Origin of the sequence: Pedococcus sp. 5OH_020, assembly GCF_027812955.1 — a bacterium.
Lineage (GTDB): Bacteria > Actinomycetota > Actinomycetes > Actinomycetales > Dermatophilaceae > Pedococcus.
In genome coordinates this window covers 313,043-332,277 of record NZ_JAPYZV010000002.1, presented here as the reverse complement: position 1 = coordinate 332,277, position 19,235 = coordinate 313,043, and the positions used below count along the sequence as shown (strand labels likewise).

Genomic DNA, 19,235 nt, shown 5'->3' with positions numbered 1-19,235 from the left:
TCAGAACTGAAGGGAGTAGTGCCATGAGCGAATCCCCGATGGACTCGACCGGGATGGGCCAGGACGACCTGGAAGGCGCCGAGCAGGGCCTCGGTGAAGGCGGCGGCGACGGTGGCGCGGACGGTGGCGCGGACGGTGGTGCCGACGGTGGTGCGGCGGGCGCCGGCGTAGGCGAGGGCGGACTGGGCGCCGGCGGTATGGATGACGCCGGGCTAGGCGACGGTGGCCAGGGCGACGGTGGTCTGGGCGACGGTGGTCTGGGCGATGCTGAGGGTCTGGCCGACGGGGGCGCGGACGCCGGTGGGCAGGACGGCGGTGGGCAGGACGGCGGTGCTGACGGTGGTGCGGACGGCGGCGCAGGCACCGACTCTCTGGGAAGCGGCTCCGACGGTGCCGTTGGCGGCGGTGCCGTTGGCGGCGGTGCCGGTGGCGGTGGCGAGGACGAAGTCGACCGCGGCCTGTAGATGACCGCTCCGGCGTCGAGCAGGGTGTCGTCGCCACCGAGCGGGCACCCTGCGCTGGGACGGCTCGTCTCGACCCCTCCAGAGATCTTCGCCGGACGCTACTGGGGCCGCGAGCCGTTGCTGTCGCGCGCCGCGGGGCTGCCCCGGGACTTCGCCGACCTCTTCTCCGCCGTCGCCGTGGACGAGCTGGTGTCGGCCCGCGGTCTGCGGACTCCCTTCCTCAGGGTGGCGAAGGCCGGCACCACCCTGCCCGAACGGACCTTCACCCGAGGTGCTGGCGTCGGTGCGACCATCTCCGACCAGGTCAGTGACGACGCGCTCTTCGCCCAGTTCCGAGCCGGTGCGACTCTCGTCCTCCAGGGACTGCACCGGGTCTGGGCTCCGGTCCTACGGCTATCCCAGGAACTGGCCGCCGAGCTCGGACACCCCACGCAGGTCAACGCCTATGTGACTCCTCCGGAGAGCACCGGCTTCAGCGACCACTACGACGTCCATGACGTGTTCGTTCTCCAGGTCGAGGGAGAGAAGCAGTGGCGCGTCCGGCCACCGGTCCACCCGCTCCCACTGCGAAACCAGCCGTGGACGGACCGGCGCGCCGCGGTGCAGGAGGCGGCCGAGGGTGCCCCGCTGCTCGAGACCACCCTGCGACCCGGTGACTGCCTCTACCTGCCCCGCGGCTACCTGCACTCCGCGACGGCGCTGGGTGGCGTCAGCATCCACCTCACCGTCGGTGTCCACCCGTGGACCCGGCATACCGTCGGGCAGCACGTGCTGCGTCTGGCGCTGGCGAGGGCGGCGCAGGACCCGCAGGTGCGCTGCTCTCTGCCGCTGGCCACCGACGCGGTGGACCCGCGTGCTCACCCCGCTGAGGTCGACCTGGTGAGGGCGGCTCTGCACAAGGCCATCGACGACCTCGATGTCGCGGAGCTGGCCTCCGCCCTGGCGGCCACAGCACGGGGGGCGCAGCCTGCCGCGCCCCTGCGACCGCTCGCCCAGCGCGCGGCGGTCGAGCGCCTCGGTCCCCAGGACGAGCTCCGCCCGAGGGACCACCTCGCAGCGCGATGGGAGGGCAGCGACGGTGTCGCCGTGCTGACCACCCGGGCGGGCCGGCTGTCGGTCGAGCCGGCCGAGCAGGCTCTGGTGGAGCAGTTCCTCGCCAGTCGACGGACCAGCGCCGCAGACCTTGGTCTGGCCCTCGCGCGCAGGCTGATGGAGCAGGGCATCGCCGTGCCGGTATGAGCAGCTGGCCGTACTGCGCGACGCTGGCCCGGCGGCGGGACGACCCGCTCGCCGGCACCGCTGCGCCCGCTTCCCGATGGCTCCTGGTGGAGTACGCCGGCCCTTGGGCGGTGCAGGCGCTCCACAGCGGCGAGCTTCGCGGTGCGGTCGCGACGGAGCTACGGCGAGCTGCTGCCTCGGTGGCGGGCCGGGTCCTGCTCATCCGCCGGCCGGGGCGGCGGCGCACCGGCTCCGGACCGCAGAGCTGGGCGGTCGTGGACCACTACGGCGGCCAGGAGTGGGGAACGTGGAGCGCGGCCGACGACCTCTCCCGAGCGGCTGAGGCGATGCGTCGTGGACCTGTGCAGCAGCCGGATCGGCCGGCGCAGGACGTGCTGCTCGTATGTACCCACGGGCTGCACGACGTCTGTTGTGCAGTCCGTGGCCGGCCGGTTGCCCGCGCCCTTGCGGCGCGGTGGCCGCAGTCGACCTGGGAGTGCACGCATGTCGGCGGCGACCGGTTCGCCGCGAACCTGCTCGTCGTCCCGGACGGGACGTGTTACGGCAGCCTTGACCCCGAGAGTGCGGTCGACGTCGTGCAGCGTCACCTGCTGGGCACGCTGGCGGCCGAGCACTTCCGCGGCGTGAGTACGGAGCCACCTGTGATCCAGGCCGCCATCGGAGCAGCGCTGGAGGCCTACGGCACCGTGGGGCCGGGGTCGCTGCGCGGTCGCAGCACCGTGCGCACGGGACCGGAGAGCTGGCTCGTGACGCTTGCCGGAGCGAGCCCGCTGCCCACGTCCATCGACGTCGCCGTGACCCGCCGGCGGCGCCAGGAGGCGGTGCTCACCTGTCGGGCCGGGACCGCAACGGCCGCCTACGCCTACGAGGCGGCTCTCGTCAGGCGCCCCTGACCCAGCCGCTGCGGCAACCGGCCTTCAGCCCTCCTCAGCCCGCCGGCGCCGACACGTGTTCCGTCGTCAGACCCATGGTCGGGGAGCACACCCGCGGGCGCGGGGACCCGGTGGTGGTCGCAGTGCCCGTCTCGCCGGTTCCCGGGGCCGGAGCGGGTGCCGGTGCGGCGCTCTCGATCCGGCCCCCGTTGATCAGGGTGACATCGTCGTAGGCGGGACGTCCCTCGATGACGTTGCGGAACTGGTAACGAGTCAACGACGCCAACCGGCAGTCCTCGCCGAAGGCGGCCACGTCGAAGGAGGACGGCTGTCCGGTGAGCTCCTCGCCCTGGCCGCCCGCCAGGAAGTGGCTGAACGGGCCTCCACCGGTGAAGGTGCCGACACCGATGGTGTTCTCCTCGAGCCGGTCGGCGTGCAGGTGACCATGCACCTTGACCCCGGCGCGAGACAGCGCCGAGACGGCGCCCGGCTCGTGGGACACCACGACGTCCGGCGCCGGCAGGTCCGCCATCGCTGCCTCGAACCGGGCGGCCGGAGCCTTCTGCTTCGCCGCGTTGTCCTTGTTGTCGTCACCGAACCAGCGTGGGTCGTTGAAGCCCGCGATCCGGATCCCCGCGACGCTCTGGACGGTATAGCTGTCCGCGTCTCCTTGCAGCAGAACGACGTTGCGCACCTTGGCCAGCCGAGTCAGGAGCGCGGTGTCGGTCGCGTCGCGGGCGTCGTGGTTTCCCCTGACGAAGAGGTACGGCACGCCGAGGGACCGTATGCCGCTGAAGATGCCGGCGGCCTCCGCCTCGGCGACGCTCCCGAAGTTCACCAGGTCGCCGGCGTCGATCACCAGGTCGATGTGCTCCTGCGCGACGATGGTCCTCATCAGCGCGTACTGGTTGCCACCGTGGATGTCCGAGACCAGCAGCACCCGTGCAGCGACAGGCCGGGACAGGGCCTGCGGCGCGTACTTGTCCTGCAGCGCGGCAGAGAGGGCCAGAAGGTTCTTGAGGTACGGCGTCGTCTGTTCGGCACGCGTCTCCACCCCTGCGAGCAGGTCGGCGTTCCGCTGTACCGCACCCAGGATTCCCGTCGTGGTGAACCGGTCGAGGCGCTCGGGACGGTACCCGATGCCGATCCCGGCGAAGGTCAGCACGCACGCCAGAGCCCAGCAGCCCGTGGCGGCGAGCACCCGGCGGGGACGCGGCGGGCCGTGGGCCCAGGCCGCGTAGGCACCGACCGCCAGGACTGCGACCGTCAGGGCGCCGACGGCGAAGCGCACGGCCAGCCCCGTTGCTGCGGCGCGGGTGGCCTTCTCCACTTCCAGAGGACCAGGCTGCAGCGAGCGCACCGAGATGTTCGGACGGGCCAGCAGATCCGTGATGTGCTCCTTCACCTGGACGTCTGCCAGCACTCCAGGGGCTGGTACCGGCGCGGCGAAGCCCAGCCGGATGTCACCGAACACCGTGGGGCTGCGAATGCTCGAGCGGTCCCCGGGATGGAGCGAAAGACGAAGGGCGGCGCGGTAGTTGAGGGTGTCGACCGTCGTCGGGAACACCGTGGTGGCCGCCACCCCCCCGGCGACGCAGCCCACGAACAGCACCACGAGCGCGACGACCCGCACCGGCCAGCGAGGCAGGGCGCGCCCGCGTCGTGGGCTCGGGGCGGGTGCGCTCACCCACTCACCGTAACCGGCGAGGCGGCTGCCTACGCTGAGCGGTATGCCCCGAATCCTTGGTGCGCTCCAGGACCGTCACTTCGCGGCGGTGCTGTTCGACATGGACGGCACCCTCATCGACTCCATCCCTGTGGTGGTGCGGAGCTGGCTCCGCTGGGCCGCCGAGGAGGATGTGGACCCGCACCGGCTCGCCGGCTTCCACGGCGTACCGGCCCGTGGGGTGGCTGCCGCGCTGCTCGCCCCCGAGCGGGTCGACGCCGCGGTCGAGCGCATCGAAGCCATCGAGCTGGCAGACACCGCGGGGATCACGCTCCTGCCAGGAGCCGCGGACGCGCTCGCCGCCCTGAGCGAGGCGGGTCCGCAGGGGCGTGACCTGTGCGCCATCGCGACCTCGTGCACTCGCCCTCTCGCGGAGGCGCGGATCCGGGCCACGCGGCTGCCCGCGCCCCGAGTGGTCGTGACGGCGACGGACGTGAGCCGGGGGAAGCCGCATCCGGAACCGTTCCTGCTCGCCGCCGCGCGCCTGGGGGTGCCGGCGTCGGACTGCCTGGTGGTGGAGGACGCCCCGGGCGGGCTGGAGGCCGCTCGGGCGGCCGGCTGCGCCACGGTCGCGGTGAGCACCACGACCGCCGCCGCCGACCTCATCGCGGACGGCGTGGTCGACACCCTGGCCGACGTTCGGTTCGTGGTGCGGCAGGGCCGGGTTCACCTGACGGAGCAGGTTACCGGCCCGTAGGTTGGGCGCATGCATGCAGACGCGGTCGTCGTGGGGGCTGGGCTCGCGGGGCTCGTGGCGACGGCCGAGCTCGCGGACGCCGGACGGCGCGTCGTGGTGGTCGAGCAGGAGAGCGCGGCGAACCTCGGTGGCCAGGCGCACTGGTCGTTCGGGGGCCTGTTCCTCGTCGACAGCCCGGAGCAGCGTCGGATGGGGGTGAAGGACTCGGTGGAGCTCGCCCTCCAGGACTGGATGGGCTCGGCAGGGTTCGACCGGCTCGATGACGAGGACCGTTGGCCGGTGCGCTGGGCACAGGCGTACGTCGACTTCGCGGCGGGCGAGAAGCGCGCCTGGCTGCACGAGCAGGGCCTGAGGTTCTTCCCCGTCGTGGGCTGGGCGGAGAGAGGTGACGGCTCCGCGTCCGGCCACGGGAACTCGGTGCCGCGCTTCCACGTCACCTGGGGCACCGGCCCAGGTGTCCTGGCACCGTTCGTCGCACGGGTCGAGGCGCACGTCGCTGCCGGACGGGTGGAGCTGCGCCACCGTCATCGGGTCGACGAGCTCATGAAGGAGGGCGACGGCGTCGTCGGTGTCCGGGGCACGGTGCTGGCCGACGACGACAGCGAACGCGGACGTCCCACCAACCGCGAGCCCGCCGGGGAGTTCGAGCTCGCGGCGCAGGCGGTCCTGGTGACCAGTGGGGGGATCGGCGCCAACCACGACCTCGTGCGAGCCCACTGGCCCGCACGGCTGGGAGCGGCGCCGAAGCACCTGCTCACCGGGGTGCCGGCCTATGTGGACGGGCGGATGCTGCAGATCACCCAGGAGGCGGGCGGGCGCCTGGTGAACCGGGACCGTATGTGGCACTACGTCGAGGGCGTCGAGAACTGGGACCCGGTGTGGCCGCGCCACGCCATCCGGATCCTGCCCGGCCCGAGCTCGCTGTGGTTCGACGGCAACGGTGACCGCCTCCCGCCGCCGCTCTTCCCCGGCTTCGACACCCTCGGGACGTTGGCGCACCTGAGACGGACAGGGCACGACCACAGCTGGTTCGTCCTCACCGCCAGGATCCTGGGCAAGGAGTTCGCGCTCTCCGGCTCCGAGCAGAACCCCGACCTGACCGGCAGGTCGGTCCGTGACGTGCTCGTCCGGGCCAGGGCCGACATGCCGGCTCCGGTGCGGGCCTTCCTCGACCACGGCGCCGACTTCGTCTCCGCCGGCTCCCTGGCCGAGCTCGTCACGAAGATGAACGTGCTGACTCCCCAGGCGCCGCTGGACGTCGTACATCTGGAGCGACAGATCGTCGAGCGCGACCGCCAGCTGGAGAACGAGTTCAGCAAGGACGCCCAGGTGACGTTCCTGCGCGGGGCCCGAAGGTACTGGGGTGACCGGCTGGTCCGCACCGCAGCCCCGCACCGCATCCTCGACCCGGAGGCAGGACCGCTGGTCGCGGTGCGGCTGAACATCCTGACCCGCAAGACGCTCGGGGGGCTCGAGACCGACCTGCACGGTCGCGTCCTGTCGACCTCGGGAGACCCGGTGCCCGGGCTGTATGCGGCCGGGGAGGCGGCGGGGTTCGGCGGCGGCGGGATGCACGGCTACCGGTCCCTGGAGGGCACCTTCCTCGGCGGGTGCCTGTTCTCCGGGCGCACCACCGGCCGGGCCGCCGCTGCGGCGACCGGCTAGCTCAGCCGAGCCCTCACCACGTCGTCCAGCACCGTCAGCGGAAGGCTGCCACCGTCCAGGACCGCGTTGTGGAACGCCTTGATGTCGAAGCGGTCGCCCTGCCTGTCCCTGGCCTCCTGCCGGATGCGGAGCAGCTCCAGCCTGCCCACCATGTACCCGCACGCCTGTCCCGGCCAGACGGCATACCGGTTGATCTCCGCGGTCACGCTCGCCAGGGACATGGGGCAGTTGGCCGTCATGTAGTCGATGGCCTGCTGCCGGCCCCAGCCGAGCGCGTGCATCCCCGTGTCCACCACGAGCCGGCACGCCCGCATGGAGTCCATCGTCAACATTCCGAGGCGGTCCAGCGGCGAGGAGTACAGGCCCATCTCGTCGGCCAGCCGCTCGGTGTAGAGGCCCCAGCCCTCGGCGTAGGCGTTGAGGATCGTGTGACGCCGGAGGGCCGGCAGGTCGGTGAGCTCCGAGGCGATCGCGAGCTGGAGGTGATGTCCGGGAATGCCCTCGTGGTAAGACAGAGCCTCGATCTCGAACCGCCCCCACGCAGTGGGGTCCGACACGTTGACGTAGAAGATGCCGCCCCGCGACCCGTCCTCGGCAGGCGGGTAGTAGAACCCGAGGGCGCCCTGCTCGGTGGTCTTGATGACGCACTCCGCCTTGGGCAGCCGGTCGAACCACGCCGGCATCGCCTCGCGCGACCGGGCGAACGCCGTCTCGCAGGCGGTCAGGATCTCGCTCGCGTCGTGGTGTCGGAGCTCGGGGTCGCTGCGGAGCCGCTCGTAGATCGTCGGCACGTCGTCGGTGCCGAGGACGGCAGCGCCCAGCTCGCGGTACTCCTCCTCGAGCTTCTCGATCTGCTCGAGCCCCAGGTCGTGGATCTGGCGCGCCGACAGGGAGGTGGTCGTGTTGGCAGCGAGCGACGTCGCGTAGGTCTGTTCCCCGTCCGACAGCCAGGCGAGGCCGCAGTGCTCGTCCGGCCGGACGCGGGGCATCACCTCAGTACCGAGCACGTCGCGGAACTCCTGCACTCCCGGCCGCACGGAGGAGGCGATCGCCTCGCTCAGCCTGCCGCGCCAGGCGTCGACGTCGAGCCCCGCCGGAGGCTGTGCGGTCTGCAGGAGCGGGTCCTCCTCGAGCGGCGTGGCCAGCCAGCCGTCGAGCTGGGGGAGCGTCAGCTCTACCGCGAACGCCGCCGGGGTGCGGCCGGACCGGACCCCCTCGCGGTGGCGCTGTGCCAGGTCCCGGAAGTGCTGACCGACCGCGTGCAGCTTGACGACCATCGCCTCGGCGACGTCGGCGTCAGGCAGGGCGAGGTTAGGGACCGTGATGGCGAGGTCGACCTGAGTGCCGAAGACGGGGTTGACCGAGAACTCGGCAAGCCGCGACTCGGCGATGTCCGCCGCACTCTGCGCCTGGAACGCGACGACGTCGCGGGTGACACGGTCCTGGAGGTCCAGGCCCTCGTCCGCCAGGGCGACCGCGCGCTCCGCGAAGCGCCGGGAGGCCGCGATCTGCTCGTCCTCCGCGGCGCGTGAGGCGTCCTCGTAGCGGTCCGCGAAGCGGTAGTCACCCAGCAGGTGGGCCCAGGAGGGGCTGACCTGCATCGTGTAGTCGTAGTAGTCCTGCGCAAGCTGCGCCACTGCGTCGTCGCCCATGACGTCGAACGCTAGCCGGTGGTGCCGACGCAGGAGGGGCCGCGGCCTCCGCCTGGTGGTCGCCGCTGGGTCAGGTCGCTGCTACGGACGACCCCGTGCGGGCGGGGACCCCTGCCTGACCTAGTAGCCGGATGATCGCTGCCACCACCGCCAGTCCGACGGCGATGACTCCCAGAGTCAGAGCCGTCATGGGCAGCCAGCCATGCTGGAAGGCCTGGGGCACCAGGCGGCTGGGCACCGCCACCACACCCACCAGGGCTCCCCAGAGCCCGAGGTAGGTGCCCACCATGTTGCCGGCGTGTGCCCGGATGTTGCCCCGACGCGCGTTCCAGAGCCCCAGCGACAGGGTCACGATGGTGAAGGCGCTGAGCCCGTGGATCCACGAGAAGCCACCCGGGCGCAGCTGTTGGATCCAGAACGAGCTGAACGCCGTGAAGTACATGCATGCCAGCCAGACCCGGCCGATGGCGCGGTGCGCAGGGTCCCCCCGTCGACGGCGCACGACGTTGACGCCGCCGAACACCAGCGCGAGGCTGGCCGCCACGGCATGCATGGCGATCAGCCCGTTCCAGGAGTGGTCCACCACTGCCTCCGCACGTTAGATAGTACTGATATCCAACGTACGGCCGGAGAGTCTCGGATGCAAGGGCGGACGCAGCGCCCGCAGGTGCGGGGCGAGGTCAGAGGTACTGACCCGTCGGACCGCTGTCCGGACCGTCTGGCCGCAGACCGGGGCCGCCGGGCATCCCCTGTGGCCCGCCGTCGTGTCCGGCGGCCATGTGGCCCGGGGGCAGGGCTCGGCGGATCTGCTGCAGCTGCTGCTGAGCTGCCATCTGCTGAGCGAAGAGGGCCGTCTGGATCCCGTGGAACAGGCCCTCCAGCCACCCGACGAGCTGCGCCTGGGCGATCCTGAGCTCGGCGTTCGTCGGCGCCTGGCTCTCGTCGAAGGGCAGCGCGATCCGCTCGAGCTCCTCGATCAGCTCAGGCGCCAGCCCGTCCTCCAGCTCCTTGATGGACCGCCGGTGGATCTCCGCCAGCCGTGCCCGACCGGCCTCGTCGAGGGGCGCGTTGCGGACCTCCTCGAGCAGCTGCTTGATCATGGAGCCGATGCGCATGACCTTGGCCGGCTGCTCTACCAGGTCGGCCGGGTTCGTGGGACCGTCCTGGTCCGCGTTCTCGGCCACACCCATACCGTCCTGGGTCACGACGACGACCCGTTGCTGGTCGCCGTTGTCCTGGCGCCCCTGGCGGCCCTCGGGGGCCGTCTCGTCCTGCCCGGAAGGGCGGCGGTGCTGTCCCTGGTCGTATGGCTGCTGGCTCATGTGCCCATCCTGCCCCACGTGGCTCGCCGGTTCAGCGCGACCGTGTCGGCCCGACCGACCTAGTCCGCGCGCCGCGTCAGGGCAGGTCCTCGGCGAACGGCTGACGCCGAGAGGACAGCCGCCACCACGGGCACCGCCACCATGACCAAGGCCAGAGGGAGCCACGGGACCACCGTCACAGGGTGGGGGGCCAGCTGACGTCCGGTCTCCGGGTCGAAGGACGACGCCGTAAGCGGGTAGCTCACCGCGATCCCGGGCGCGAGCCCGACGGCCACGCCGAGGCCCACCCCGATGAGCGCCACGGTCGCGGACTGGGCGGCAGCCAGGCGCCGTCGCGTGCCGCGAGTGGCCCCGACGGCGGCGAGCGTGCCGAGGTCGCCCTGCTGCTCGGCGAGCGCCAAAGCGGTCGAGATGAGGGTCACCACCACCAGCAGCAGGGCGAAGGCCGCGAACATGATCCGCATGACGAGGGCATCGTCCCGCTGGAAGCCGCGCTCGACATACACGGAGGCGTCGTCGCCCAGCTGTTCCGACAGCGCCTTCTCGTCTGCTCGGCTGACCGCTCCGTCGGGGTTGTGCAGGAGCAGGCTGGTGACGGTGACGGGCCACCCATACCGGGCCGCGGTCTCGGGCGTCACGGCCGCCCCGAACTGGCCGGAGCGCAGCGCCAGGGAGCCCAGGACTGCTGGGAGCAGGTCACGCCGCTCCGTCCGGAGGTCCTGCACGCTGCCGTCACTCGGCCTGAACGTCACGCTGCCAGAGGCCACCGTTACGGACCCGCCCGAGACGAGGGCCGCAGAGCGCACGAGCACCGCCCCCCGCGTGAACGCCTCCGCGCGCTCGGCGGGAAGTCCCGCGAGCCGCGCGATCTCCTCCGCGGGGAGGACGGCCAGGGCGCGCGCGCCGTTCGTGCTCACGAGCTGGCACACCGGCTGCCCGGAGGCGTCGAGCTTCGAGTCGAGGACCGCGCGAGGCACCGGACAGCCGTCCCTCAGCAGGGTGACGAAGCGCGACGCTGCGTTCCCCGTCCCCGGGTCCGAAGGAGCGACGAGCTCGCCCAGCCGGGAGGAGAGCAGGCCGGGGGCGAGCCTGCGCACCGTCTGCTGAGCCCCGTCCAGGGCAGGGGTCCCGCGCTCTGCCGGGCCGCCGAGCTGCCCGTGAAGGTCGACCAGGCCCTCGCCGGTCAGGAGCTGTGGCCGGTAGTCGCGGCGCTGCTGCTCGGTGTCGCTCGCCAGCCCGATGCTGAAGGTCGTGAGGGCGATCGTCCCTGCCATGATGGCGGCCACGGTGGGCACGGAGCGGGTCCGGTGCCGTGCGGCGTCGCGCGACGCCATCCGCGCCGCGAAGGGCAGTGGCCGGGACAGCCGCCCAGCGACGACGAGGATCAGGGGCACGAGGAGCAGAGCACCCAGCACCAGGGCGAAGGACGCCGCGGCGATGGTCACCGTCCGCTGCTGGGCGGCCACGGCCCGGACCAGCACGATGCCGCCCGCGCCGGCGAGGACGAGTCCGGCCATGGGAAGCAGCCGGTTGAGCCGAGGCGAGACGTTCTGCCCTCGCATGACTCCCACGATGTCGAGCCGTCCGAGGCGCCGAGCCGGAATCGCGGCGGCGACGAGCGCACTCAGCACGGCCATCGCGGCGACCGCGGCCACGGCCCACCACGGGACCTCGAAGTACCTGAACGTCGTCCAGGGTCGGCGCTGGACCAGCGCCCACATCACGACGCGGACTGCCGCGACGGCGAGCAGCGCGGACGTCACCGCGGACAGCGCTCCGAGGACGAGGGCCTGAGCGAGCACCTTGCGTCGCAGCTGCCGGGTCTCTGCACCGTTGCTAGCGGCCAGGGCCAAGGTGCGTCGCTGGCGCGAGGCGCTGACCGCGAAGGCGGGCGCCACCAGCAGCGTCGTGACGACCAGGAGGAGGATGCCGCCGGCCACGAGCAGCGTGCGCAGGTCCCGTGCCTGGTAGTCCGACATCTCCACCATGGCGGGCGGAAGCTCGGCCTTGCCCGGGGGGTGGCGCAGCGCCGCGGCGCTGGTGACGCGGAAGCCGTAGCGGTTGAGCATCTTGACCTCGGAGTACGGCATGCCGTCGTCGCGCAGCAGCAGGTACTCCCAGTCCACCGGCGCGTCGACCACCGGTCTGCTGGACACCGCGTCGGGCTGGCCACCCCAGTCGTTGAACACGTTCGCGACCCCGACCACCCGCACCGCTCGCGACTGGTCGCCGAACCTCAGCGTGGTTGCTCCCCTGCGAGGCATCCCGCGGCTGAGCCCGTACGGGGTGGCGACGATCTCTGCGTCTGCGGTCGGCCATCGACCCGAGACGAGGACCGCCTTGCTCGCGAGGTCCACCCGGGTGTCGTACGTCGTGACCTGCACCGCGCGGGTGCGCCCGTCCGAGAGAACCCGGCGCACCTGCTGGCTCCCCACGGGTACCACCTTTCCACCGGTGAGGCGCTGCACCGCGGCGACGTTCGCGGAGGACGCCAGGCTCGCACTGTCGTCCAGCCCGGGGACCGGGACCGCCTTCGGTGGCTGGTCGTCGCCGCTGGTCGCCCAGCCCTCCTCTGGGTCCGCGGTCTGCGACACCACCTCCCCGGCGGGGCCCTGCAGCAGGGCCGCCGCACGGCCGAGGGAGGTCGGAAGGCGCTCCACACCGGTGACCGTGGACGAGGTGACGAACGTGAGCGACCCGACGAGCAGCGCCACGGGGATGGCTACCATGGACAGCACGAGCAGGCTGCGTCCGCGGTAGCGCCGCGCATCGCGCGTCGCCATCCGCAGGGCGACGCGCCACGACGCTCGCCAGCGGGAGGGCCTCGAGCCGGCGTCGCGCCCGCTTCCGGGGCGTCGCCGGGTCCCGGTGGGGGCCTTGGATCGAGTCAGGGTGGCCATGGGTCAGCTCGTAGGCTCGAGGAGGGCTTCGGCAGTCGCCGCCGTGCCGGTGCTGTCCACGACGACTCCGTCGCGCAGGAACACCACGCGGTCGGCCCACGCCGCGTGTCTGGCTTCATGCGTCACGAGCAGGCCGGCCGCTCCGGCGTCGCAGCGCTCCCGCAGGACCCGAAGCACCTCCTCGCCCGTGTGCGAGTCCAGTGCGCCGGTGGGCTCGTCCGCGAGCACCAGCCGGCGGTCGCCCACGAGCGCCCGGGCGATGGCTACGCGTTGCTGCTGGCCGCCGGACATCGCGTCGGGATAGCGGTCGGCGAGCTCTCGTACGCCGACGAGCGTCAGCGCGTCCAGGGCCTGTCGGCGGGAGGCTGCGACGCGCTGCCCGTCCAGCTCGAGGGGCAGTCCCACGTTCTCGGCGGCGGTCAGGGCAGGGATGAGGTTGAAGTCCTGGAAGACGAACCCGACGCGACGGCGGCGCAGCCGCGCCAGGGCATCGCCCTTCAGCTGCGCGAGGTCTTCGCCCTCGACCATGACCCGCCCGCTGGTGGCCGAGTCCAGTCCACCGGCCAGGTTGAGGAGAGTGGACTTGCCTGAGCCGCTGGGTCCCATGACCGCGACCAGCTCGCCCGCGTGCACGTCCAGGCTGACCCCGGCGAGCGCCCGGACGGCCGTGGTGTCCGAACCGTGCACCCGGGTCACGTTCTCGATGCGGAGGATGGCCTCGCCGCCGACGTGCGCCGGCTGCGCACAGGTGCCGGGCCTCACCGTGCCGCTCCCTTCGCTGCCGTGGAGCCGGCCTCGGTGGCGGGCCCGTGCGCGGGCGTGGCCGGTATGGCGCCTCCGCCAGCTCGGGACCGTCCCGCCTCCCGCGCCAGGCTTGCCTCGACGTGGTCGAGCCATCTGACTTCGGCCTCCCCGGCGTAGACGAGGTTCTCCAGGACGAGCAGCCAGGCGAGATCCGCGTCGTGACCGGACGCGGCGGGCTCGTGACCTGCGGCGGCGCGGTGCTTCAGCCGCGTCAGGTCCTGCAGGTGCCGCAGTGTGGCCGTGCGCTGGGCCTGCACGACCCGGTGGACGTCGACGCCCTCGACGGTGACGGCCAGCGCGAGCTTGATGACCAGCTCGTCACGGGGCGTGGCCTGCCGGTCGACCGGGGAGGTCCACCAGCGGGCGACCTCCGCCTCCCCTGAGCGCGTGAGCCGGTAGCTGATCCGACCCTCGGCGTCCTCGCCGACCGCCTCCACGAGACCGTCGCGCTCCAGCCTCGCCAGCGTCGTGTAGACCTGTCCGACGTTGAGCGGCCAGCTGCCGCCGGTCCTTGCCTCGAACTCCGCCCGCAGCTGGGCGCCATACATGGGCCGCTGGGCCAGCAGCGCCAACAGCCCTCTCTTGACCGACATCCCCGCCCCCGTCTTCCGCAACCCGGACCTATACCGGGTATCAACCCTGGTGAGAGAGGTATACTCAGTATGTGTCCGCCCGTCAAGGGCGGGTGCTCCCGCCACAGCCCAGCGAGCAACCGCGCGGTGCGGCGTGGGCTCAGCCGGCCAGAACCGCGACCACTAGGGCGATGGCGGCCGGCAGGGCCTGCACGACCAGGATCCTGCGGTTGGCAGTGGCCGCGCCGTAGAGTCCCGCGACCACCACGCAACCGAGGAAGAACACCCGGAACGCGAACCGCAGGTGCTCCGGGCCCAGGAGGCCCCAGAGCAGCCCCGCCGCGAGGAACCCGTTGTACAGGCCCTGGTTGGCCGCGAGGGTCTTCGTGGCCTCGGCGAACTCGGGCTCCAGGCCGAACGCCGCGCGCCCTCGTGGCGCCGTCCACAGCGCCATCTCCAGCACGACGATGTAGACGTGGATCAGCGCGACCAGGGCGACCAGAAAGGCGGCGGCAGCGTTCATGGGCGTCAGCGTGGCAGAGTCGCGCCTGTCGCGGGCGCGTCAGAGGGTCAGCAGCAGCTTCCCGATGTGGCCGCTGGCCTCCAAGGCTCGGTGGGCCTGCGCCGCCTCAGCCAGCGGAAAGGATCCGTGGACGACCGGATGGACCCGACCCGCGTCGAGCAGGGGCCAGACGTGCTCGCGCACCGCTGTCACGATCGATGCCTTCTCGGCCGAAGGACGAGCGCGCAGCGACGTCGCGATGACGGCGGCACGCTTGCGCAGCAGCTGCCCGAGGTCGAGCTCGGCCTTGACGCCGCCCTGTAGCCCGATGACCACGAGCCGGCCGTTCACTGCCAGGGCCTCGAGGTTCCGCGTCAGGTACTTCGCGCCCATGTTGTCGAGGACCACGTCGGCCCCCGCGCCGCCGGTGGCCTCCTTCACCTGCTCGACGAAGTCCTGTTCGCGGTAGTTGACGAGGACGTCGGCGCCGAGGCGACGACAGGCTTCCAGCTTGTCCGCGGTGCCGGCGGTGACCGCGACCCGCGCACCGACCTCGCGGGCCAGCTGGACGGCCATGGTCCCGATGCCGGAGGACCCGCCGTGGACGAGCAGGGTCTGGCCCGGAAGCAGGTTCGCCGTCATGAACACGTTCGACCACACCGTGCACACGACCTCGGGCAGCGCCGCGGCGTCGGTGAGGGAGACACCGGCAGGCACCGGCAGCACCTGCCCGGAGGGGAGGCAGACCAGCTCGGCGTAGCCACCACCCGAGAGCAGCGCGCACACCTCGTCACCGGCCGCCCACCCGGCGACGCCGGGGCCGACGGCGTCGATCGTGCCGCTGACCTCCAGGCCGGGGTACTCCGACGCCCCGGGAGGCGGTGGGTAGTGGCCCTGCCGCTGCATGACGTCGGCCCGGTTGACGCCGGCGGCGGCCACCCGGATCCGTACCTCTCCGTCGGCCGGCTCGGGGTCTGGGACGTCGGCGAGGACGAGCGCCGAGGCGTCGCCTGGGGCGGGGATGGTGATGGCCTTCATCCTCCGAGCCTATGGCGGGCCTGTTCCAGGTCGTCCGGAGTGTCGACGTCGAGGCCCGCCTGGTCGCCCACAGGGTCGGTGACGACCACCAGCCGGTCCATCAGCCGCATGAGCGGCGTACCCGCCGGCGACCCGGGGAGCGCTCGTCGCAGGGCCTCGGCCCGGTAGGCCCCGAGCAGCGGCTGGAGCCTGTGGTCACCGTCCGTGCCGACCACCGCCTCCACGCCGTCCAGCTCGGCCAGCCGGTCGGCAAGCATGGCGGCAGCGGTCCCGGCGTACGGCATGTCACCCGCGAGCAGCACGACCACCGGCGAGCTGACCGAAGGCAGTGCGGCAGCGAGCGCGGCGACCGGTCCTCCGCCCGGGGGCTCCTCGCGGCACCAGCGGACCTCGCGGCCCGTCGGCCGCCGCTGCCCGACACAGAGCACGTCCCAGTTGGCGGGTAGGTCGTCCAGCAGGTGGTCGAGGATGGGCCGACCGGCCAGGTCCGCGCTCGTCTTGTCGCCGCCGAACCGCCGTCCCTGGCCCCCGCACAGCACCACGGCGGCCGGCCTGCTGTCCGGGACGGGACCCACCGACGCGTGGCCCACGGCCCGGGTTTCGGCATCCCGCGCGGCGGTCAACGCACACCGCCGATCCGGGCGGTCAGCGCCGCGGCCACCCGGCTGACGGCGGTGACCAGGGCGGCCCGCTCGGCGGCGTCCACCGTGTCGCGGGGGAAGGTCAGCGCGACTCCCGCCACCGGGTGGCCGGTGTGGTCGAGCACCGCCCGCGCGACTGACGACAGACCTTCGCTGACCGAGTCGTCCTCGAGTGCGTACCCGCGGCTGCGTACCGTCGTCAGCTCCCGCCGCAGCTCGCTCACCGTGGTGGGACCCTGCCCGTCGCGCTGCACCAGGGTGTCGCGGTGCGGGAACAGGGCTCGGAGCTGGGCGGGTGGGAGCTCGGCGAGCATGGCGAGGCCACTGGCCGTCAGCGGGGCGGGGAGCCTCACGCCGACATCCGTGACCAGGAGCGGGCGACCGGGGGCTCGCTCCTCGATCACGTAGAGCACGTCACGCCCGTGCAGCACGGCGAGATGCGCGTTGTGGGTCGTCTGGTCCACCAGCCGTCCGAGCAGGGGCCGGGCGATCCGCTGCAGGGGCGCCTGGCGCTGGTACGCCGAGCCGAGCTCGAAGGCCGCCACGCCCAGCCCGTAGCGGCGTTCCTCCTCCAGGTGCGTCACGAAGCCGTGGTCCCGCAGGACCGCCAGCAGGTGGTAGGTGCTGGAGCGCGGAAGCCCCAGCTCTCGGGCGATGGAGCCGGCGGGCAGAGGCTCGGTGTGCCGGGCCAGGAGGGTCAGCAGCTCGAGGGTATGCCGCGCGGCGGGTGCGTTGGCCACACGGCGAGTGTCTCAGTCCCGAGACGTATCCGGGCAGCGCAGGCGTGGAGGCAGGAGGTCAGGCCCGGCGGTAGCGCCGCTCCGGGCGACCGGTCGTGCCGTACTTCAGAGTCACCGCAGCGCGGCCGGTGCTCACGAAGTACTCGAGGTACCGCCGGGCGCTCACCCGCGAGATCCCGACCCGCTCGGCCGCCTCCGAGGCGGAGAGCGTGCCGGACGCCTCTCGCAGCGCGGCGCTGACCAAGGTGACGGTCTCGGGGCTCAACCCCTTGGGCAGGGTGCTGGTGCCTACCGCGCCGCTGCGGGCGAGCACCCGGTCGATGTCGTCCTGGCCGGTCACCTCGCCGCCGTGCAGCAGGTCCCGCTGGGCGGCATACCGCTCGAGCCGCTCGCGAAGGTCCGGGAAGCCGAACGGCTTGAGGACGTAGTCGACCACCCCTTGGCGTAGCGCCCCCCGGACGGCGTCGACCTCCTTGGCGGCCGTGATGACGATGACGTCGCTGTCGCTGCCCGACCGGCGCAGGTCGGACAGGACGTCGAGGCCGAAGCGGTCGGGCAGGTACAGGTCGAGCAGCACCAGGTCTGGAGTGGTCCGGAGGGCTGTCGTGACGGCCTCCGCTCCTGTGTGGGCCGTTCCGACGACCTCGAACCCCTCGACGCGGGCGACGAACCCCGTATGCACCCTGGCCACCATGAAGTCGTCGTCGACGATGAGGACGCGGATCACGGCGAGACGACAGCCGGGACGGGCTCGACGGTGAGCTGCGCGGTGAAGGATGCTCCGTCGGCAGTGTTCTCGAACCCGATCTCGCCGCCGCGGCGCTGGCACACCAGACGGCTCAGCGCCAGCCCGATCCCGTGCGCGCCCTCGCTCCCCGTCTTCGTCGTCACCCCGTGGTCGAACACCTCAGCCGCGAAGGCCTCGGGCACCCCGGGGCCCGAGTCCCGCACGGTGATCCGCACCGTGGTCGTGTCGTGGCTGATCCCGATCTCGACCCAGGACCCAGCGCTGCCCGAGGCGGCGTCGATGGCGTTGTCCACGAGGTTGCCCACCACCGTGGCGACGTCCGCAGAGTCCTCCGGCTGAAGGCGGTCGAGCGCCGAGTCCTCGCTGATCCGAAGGTCGACGCGCCGCTCCGCGGCCAGGGACGCCTTGGCCATGAGCAGGGCTGCCACGGCAGCGTCCCGCACCCGGCTGTTCACGCTGAGGTCGAGGGAGTGCCGTCGCCGGCTCACCGCGTCGACGTACCGGACGACCTCGTCGTACTCACCGATCTGGATCAGGCCGCTGATCGTGTGCAGCTGGTTGGCGAACTCGTGCCCCTGCGCGCGGAGCAGCTGGGTGGTGCTGCGGAACGAGCCGATCTCCCGCTCGAGGTCCGCCAGGGCGGTCCGGTCCCGGAGGGTGGTGACGGTGCCGAGGTGCCGACCGTCCTTGTCCACCCGCATCCGGTTCATCACCAGGACTCGTCCACGCCGGACGACCACCTGGTCGTGCTGGTCCGAAGCCTCGGTGCCGCGGGTGTCACCGAGGTCGCCGGCTGGGGCGTCCTGGTCGCCGGCGAGCACGTCGTACAGGCGACCGCGGATGCGCAGGTCGGCCAGGCTCATCCCGATCGAGTGTTCCGGCAGGTCGAGAAGGCGGCGCGCCACCTCGTTGACCAGGGTGATCCGGCGTTGCGGGTCCAGGGCGATGACGCCCTCGGCGATGCCGTAGAGCATGGCCTCGCGGTGCTCGGCGAGGCCGGCGATCTCGCGGGGCTCCATCCCGAGGGTCTGCCGCTTGATCCGGCGGGCGAGCAGCCAGGAGCCCAGCAGGCCCACGGCGAGCGCGGTGCCGAGGTAGGTGAGCAGGTACGACGAGGCTCCCTGCAGACGCTCCCAGGACGACGGGAACGCCTCCGAGATCATCACGGTGCCGACGTGCTCGCCGACGTGACCCGGCGCGACGCTGAACACCGGTACCTGCGAGACGAGCTGTCGTTGGCCGCCGATCTCGAGCGTGCCCGACCAGCTGGCACCATCGGCAACCGCCTTGCGCGGCAGCGGGATCCGCGTGTCGTCGAGGGACGGGTCGGTCGACGTCCGGACGTGCTCGTCGGCATCGGCGAAGGTGACGGTCCCTACCCTGGACTGCGTGACGAAGCCCTGTCCGAGAGTGGCGAGCCCCGTGCGGCTCTCCGGCGTCGCCAGGCTGTCGCGGACCAGGGGGTTGCTGCCCAGCTGCTCGGCGAGCGCAGAGACGCGGCGCCCCTCCACGCGGGTGAACGTGGCCGACGACTGCGCGAGCGACAGTGCGCCGACCAGCAGGAGGACGACGAGGATCACCGCGAGCTGCAGGACCAGCATCTGGCCGGCCAGCGTAGGACGCCGGGCACGTGAGACCACTATGAACTCAACC

Annotated in this window: 18 protein-coding genes; 5 read left to right on the top strand and 13 right to left on the bottom strand. The window is 72.4% G+C overall.

Going from position 1 to position 19,235, the window contains the following annotated elements; translation table 11 throughout:
* Positions 1–23 precede the first annotated feature (23 nt).
* The 3 genes from PHA84_RS05065 to PHA84_RS05055 are packed head-to-tail and all read left to right on the top strand — an operon-like array spanning position 24 to position 2,596.
* On the top strand, positions 24–464 hold the full coding sequence (locus tag PHA84_RS05065) for a hypothetical protein (protein ID WP_270887006.1): 441 nt from the start codon (positions 24–26) through the stop codon (positions 462–464).
* Positions 465–1,703, top strand: a complete 1,239-nt coding sequence (locus tag PHA84_RS05060) for a JmjC domain-containing protein (protein ID WP_270887005.1) — start codon at positions 465–467, stop codon at positions 1,701–1,703.
* Positions 1,700–2,596 (top strand): sucrase ferredoxin, encoded by an 897-nt coding sequence (locus PHA84_RS05055; RefSeq protein WP_270887004.1) that lies wholly within the window; start codon positions 1,700–1,702, stop codon positions 2,594–2,596. Before PHA84_RS05060 ends, PHA84_RS05055 begins: the two co-directional genes overlap by 4 nt.
* A gap of 34 nt (positions 2,597–2,630) precedes the next feature.
* On the opposite strand, the gene PHA84_RS05050 is transcribed toward PHA84_RS05055, so the two are convergent.
* Complete coding sequence (locus tag PHA84_RS05050; RefSeq protein ID WP_270887003.1) at positions 2,631–4,262, bottom strand: metallophosphoesterase family protein; 1,632 nt, start codon at positions 4,260–4,262, stop codon at positions 2,631–2,633.
* 43 nt (positions 4,263–4,305) lie between these two features.
* Here PHA84_RS05050 and PHA84_RS05045 point away from each other — a divergent pair, with 43 nt between their 5' ends.
* Entirely contained in the window at positions 4,306–4,998 is a 693-nt protein-coding gene (locus PHA84_RS05045; RefSeq protein WP_270887002.1) for an HAD-IA family hydrolase, read from the top strand.
* A gap of 9 nt (positions 4,999–5,007) precedes the next feature.
* Positions 5,008–6,663: an FAD-binding dehydrogenase gene (locus PHA84_RS05040; protein WP_270887001.1), complete on the top strand. Its 1,656-nt coding sequence runs from the start codon at positions 5,008–5,010 to the stop codon at positions 6,661–6,663.
* Here PHA84_RS05040 and PHA84_RS05035 read toward each other — a convergent pair.
* From PHA84_RS05035 to PHA84_RS04980, 12 genes are all read right to left on the bottom strand, one after another.
* Entirely contained in the window at positions 6,660–8,315 is a 1,656-nt protein-coding gene (locus PHA84_RS05035) for a DUF885 domain-containing protein (protein WP_270887000.1), read from the bottom strand. The genes PHA84_RS05040 and PHA84_RS05035 overlap by 4 nt on opposite strands.
* Before the next feature lie 70 nt (positions 8,316–8,385).
* Complete coding sequence (locus PHA84_RS05030) at positions 8,386–8,898, bottom strand: DUF2306 domain-containing protein (RefSeq protein WP_270886999.1); 513 nt, start codon at positions 8,896–8,898, stop codon at positions 8,386–8,388.
* Between the two features lie 97 nt (positions 8,899–8,995).
* Positions 8,996–9,637 carry a bacterial proteasome activator family protein gene (locus tag PHA84_RS05025; RefSeq protein ID WP_270886998.1) on the bottom strand — a complete coding sequence of 214 codons (642 nt, stop codon included), beginning with the start codon at positions 9,635–9,637 and terminating at the stop codon, positions 8,996–8,998.
* A 59-nt stretch (positions 9,638–9,696) separates the two neighbouring features.
* On the bottom strand, positions 9,697–12,537 hold the full coding sequence (locus PHA84_RS05020) for an FtsX-like permease family protein (RefSeq protein ID WP_270886997.1): 2,841 nt from the start codon (positions 12,535–12,537) through the stop codon (positions 9,697–9,699).
* A gap of 3 nt (positions 12,538–12,540) precedes the next feature.
* Positions 12,541–13,299: an ABC transporter ATP-binding protein gene (locus PHA84_RS05015; RefSeq protein WP_442952825.1), complete on the bottom strand. Its 759-nt coding sequence runs from the start codon at positions 13,297–13,299 to the stop codon at positions 12,541–12,543.
* Positions 13,296–13,934 (bottom strand): PadR family transcriptional regulator, encoded by a 639-nt coding sequence (locus PHA84_RS05010; protein ID WP_270886996.1) that lies wholly within the window; start codon positions 13,932–13,934, stop codon positions 13,296–13,298. Before PHA84_RS05010 ends, PHA84_RS05015 begins: the two co-directional genes overlap by 4 nt.
* 139 nt (positions 13,935–14,073) lie before the next feature.
* The gene (locus PHA84_RS05005; RefSeq protein WP_270886995.1) at positions 14,074–14,436 is read right to left on the bottom strand and encodes a DUF1304 domain-containing protein; all 363 of its coding nucleotides are present in this window, start codon (positions 14,434–14,436) and stop codon (positions 14,074–14,076) included.
* A 39-nt stretch (positions 14,437–14,475) separates the two neighbouring features.
* Positions 14,476–15,453, bottom strand: coding sequence for an NAD(P)H-quinone oxidoreductase (locus tag PHA84_RS05000; protein ID WP_270886994.1), 978 nt, complete (start codon positions 15,451–15,453; stop codon positions 14,476–14,478).
* Positions 15,450–16,043, bottom strand: a complete 594-nt coding sequence (gene mobA, locus PHA84_RS04995; RefSeq protein ID WP_270886993.1) for a molybdenum cofactor guanylyltransferase — start codon at positions 16,041–16,043, stop codon at positions 15,450–15,452. The genes PHA84_RS05000 and mobA overlap by 4 nt, the downstream gene beginning before the upstream one ends.
* A 29-nt stretch (positions 16,044–16,072) precedes the next feature.
* Positions 16,073–16,834 (bottom strand): IclR family transcriptional regulator, encoded by a 762-nt coding sequence (locus PHA84_RS04990; RefSeq protein WP_270886992.1) that lies wholly within the window; start codon positions 16,832–16,834, stop codon positions 16,073–16,075.
* A 58-nt stretch (positions 16,835–16,892) separates the two neighbouring features.
* Entirely contained in the window at positions 16,893–17,561 is a 669-nt protein-coding gene (locus tag PHA84_RS04985) for a response regulator (RefSeq protein ID WP_270886991.1), read from the bottom strand.
* Positions 17,558–19,222 (bottom strand): sensor histidine kinase, encoded by a 1,665-nt coding sequence (locus tag PHA84_RS04980; RefSeq protein ID WP_333742212.1) that lies wholly within the window; start codon positions 19,220–19,222, stop codon positions 17,558–17,560. Before PHA84_RS04980 ends, PHA84_RS04985 begins: the two co-directional genes overlap by 4 nt.
* Positions 19,223–19,235: the final 13 nt, after the last annotated feature.

Bases quoted from the DNA above. Each gene is read 5' to 3' on its own strand.
- PHA84_RS05065 (WP_270887006.1), top strand. From the start codon at position 24: ATGAGCGAATCCCCGATGGACTCGACCGGGATGGGCCAGGACGACCTG.
- PHA84_RS05060 (WP_270887005.1), top strand. From the start codon at position 465: ATGACCGCTCCGGCGTCGAGCAGGGTGTCGTCGCCACCGAGCGGGCAC.
- PHA84_RS05055 (WP_270887004.1), top strand. From the start codon at position 1,700: ATGAGCAGCTGGCCGTACTGCGCGACGCTGGCCCGGCGGCGGGACGAC.
- PHA84_RS05045 (WP_270887002.1), top strand. From the start codon at position 4,306: ATGCCCCGAATCCTTGGTGCGCTCCAGGACCGTCACTTCGCGGCGGTG.
- PHA84_RS05040 (WP_270887001.1), top strand. From the start codon at position 5,008: ATGCATGCAGACGCGGTCGTCGTGGGGGCTGGGCTCGCGGGGCTCGTG.
- PHA84_RS05035 (WP_270887000.1), bottom strand. From the start codon at position 8,315: ATGGGCGACGACGCAGTGGCGCAGCTTGCGCAGGACTACTACGACTAC.
- PHA84_RS05025 (WP_270886998.1), bottom strand. From the start codon at position 9,637: ATGAGCCAGCAGCCATACGACCAGGGACAGCACCGCCGCCCTTCCGGG.
- PHA84_RS05020 (WP_270886997.1), bottom strand. From the start codon at position 12,537: ATGGCCACCCTGACTCGATCCAAGGCCCCCACCGGGACCCGGCGACGC.
- PHA84_RS05010 (WP_270886996.1), bottom strand. From the start codon at position 13,934: ATGTCGGTCAAGAGAGGGCTGTTGGCGCTGCTGGCCCAGCGGCCCATG.
- PHA84_RS05005 (WP_270886995.1), bottom strand. From the start codon at position 14,436: ATGAACGCTGCCGCCGCCTTTCTGGTCGCCCTGGTCGCGCTGATCCAC.
- PHA84_RS05000 (WP_270886994.1), bottom strand. From the start codon at position 15,453: ATGAAGGCCATCACCATCCCCGCCCCAGGCGACGCCTCGGCGCTCGTC.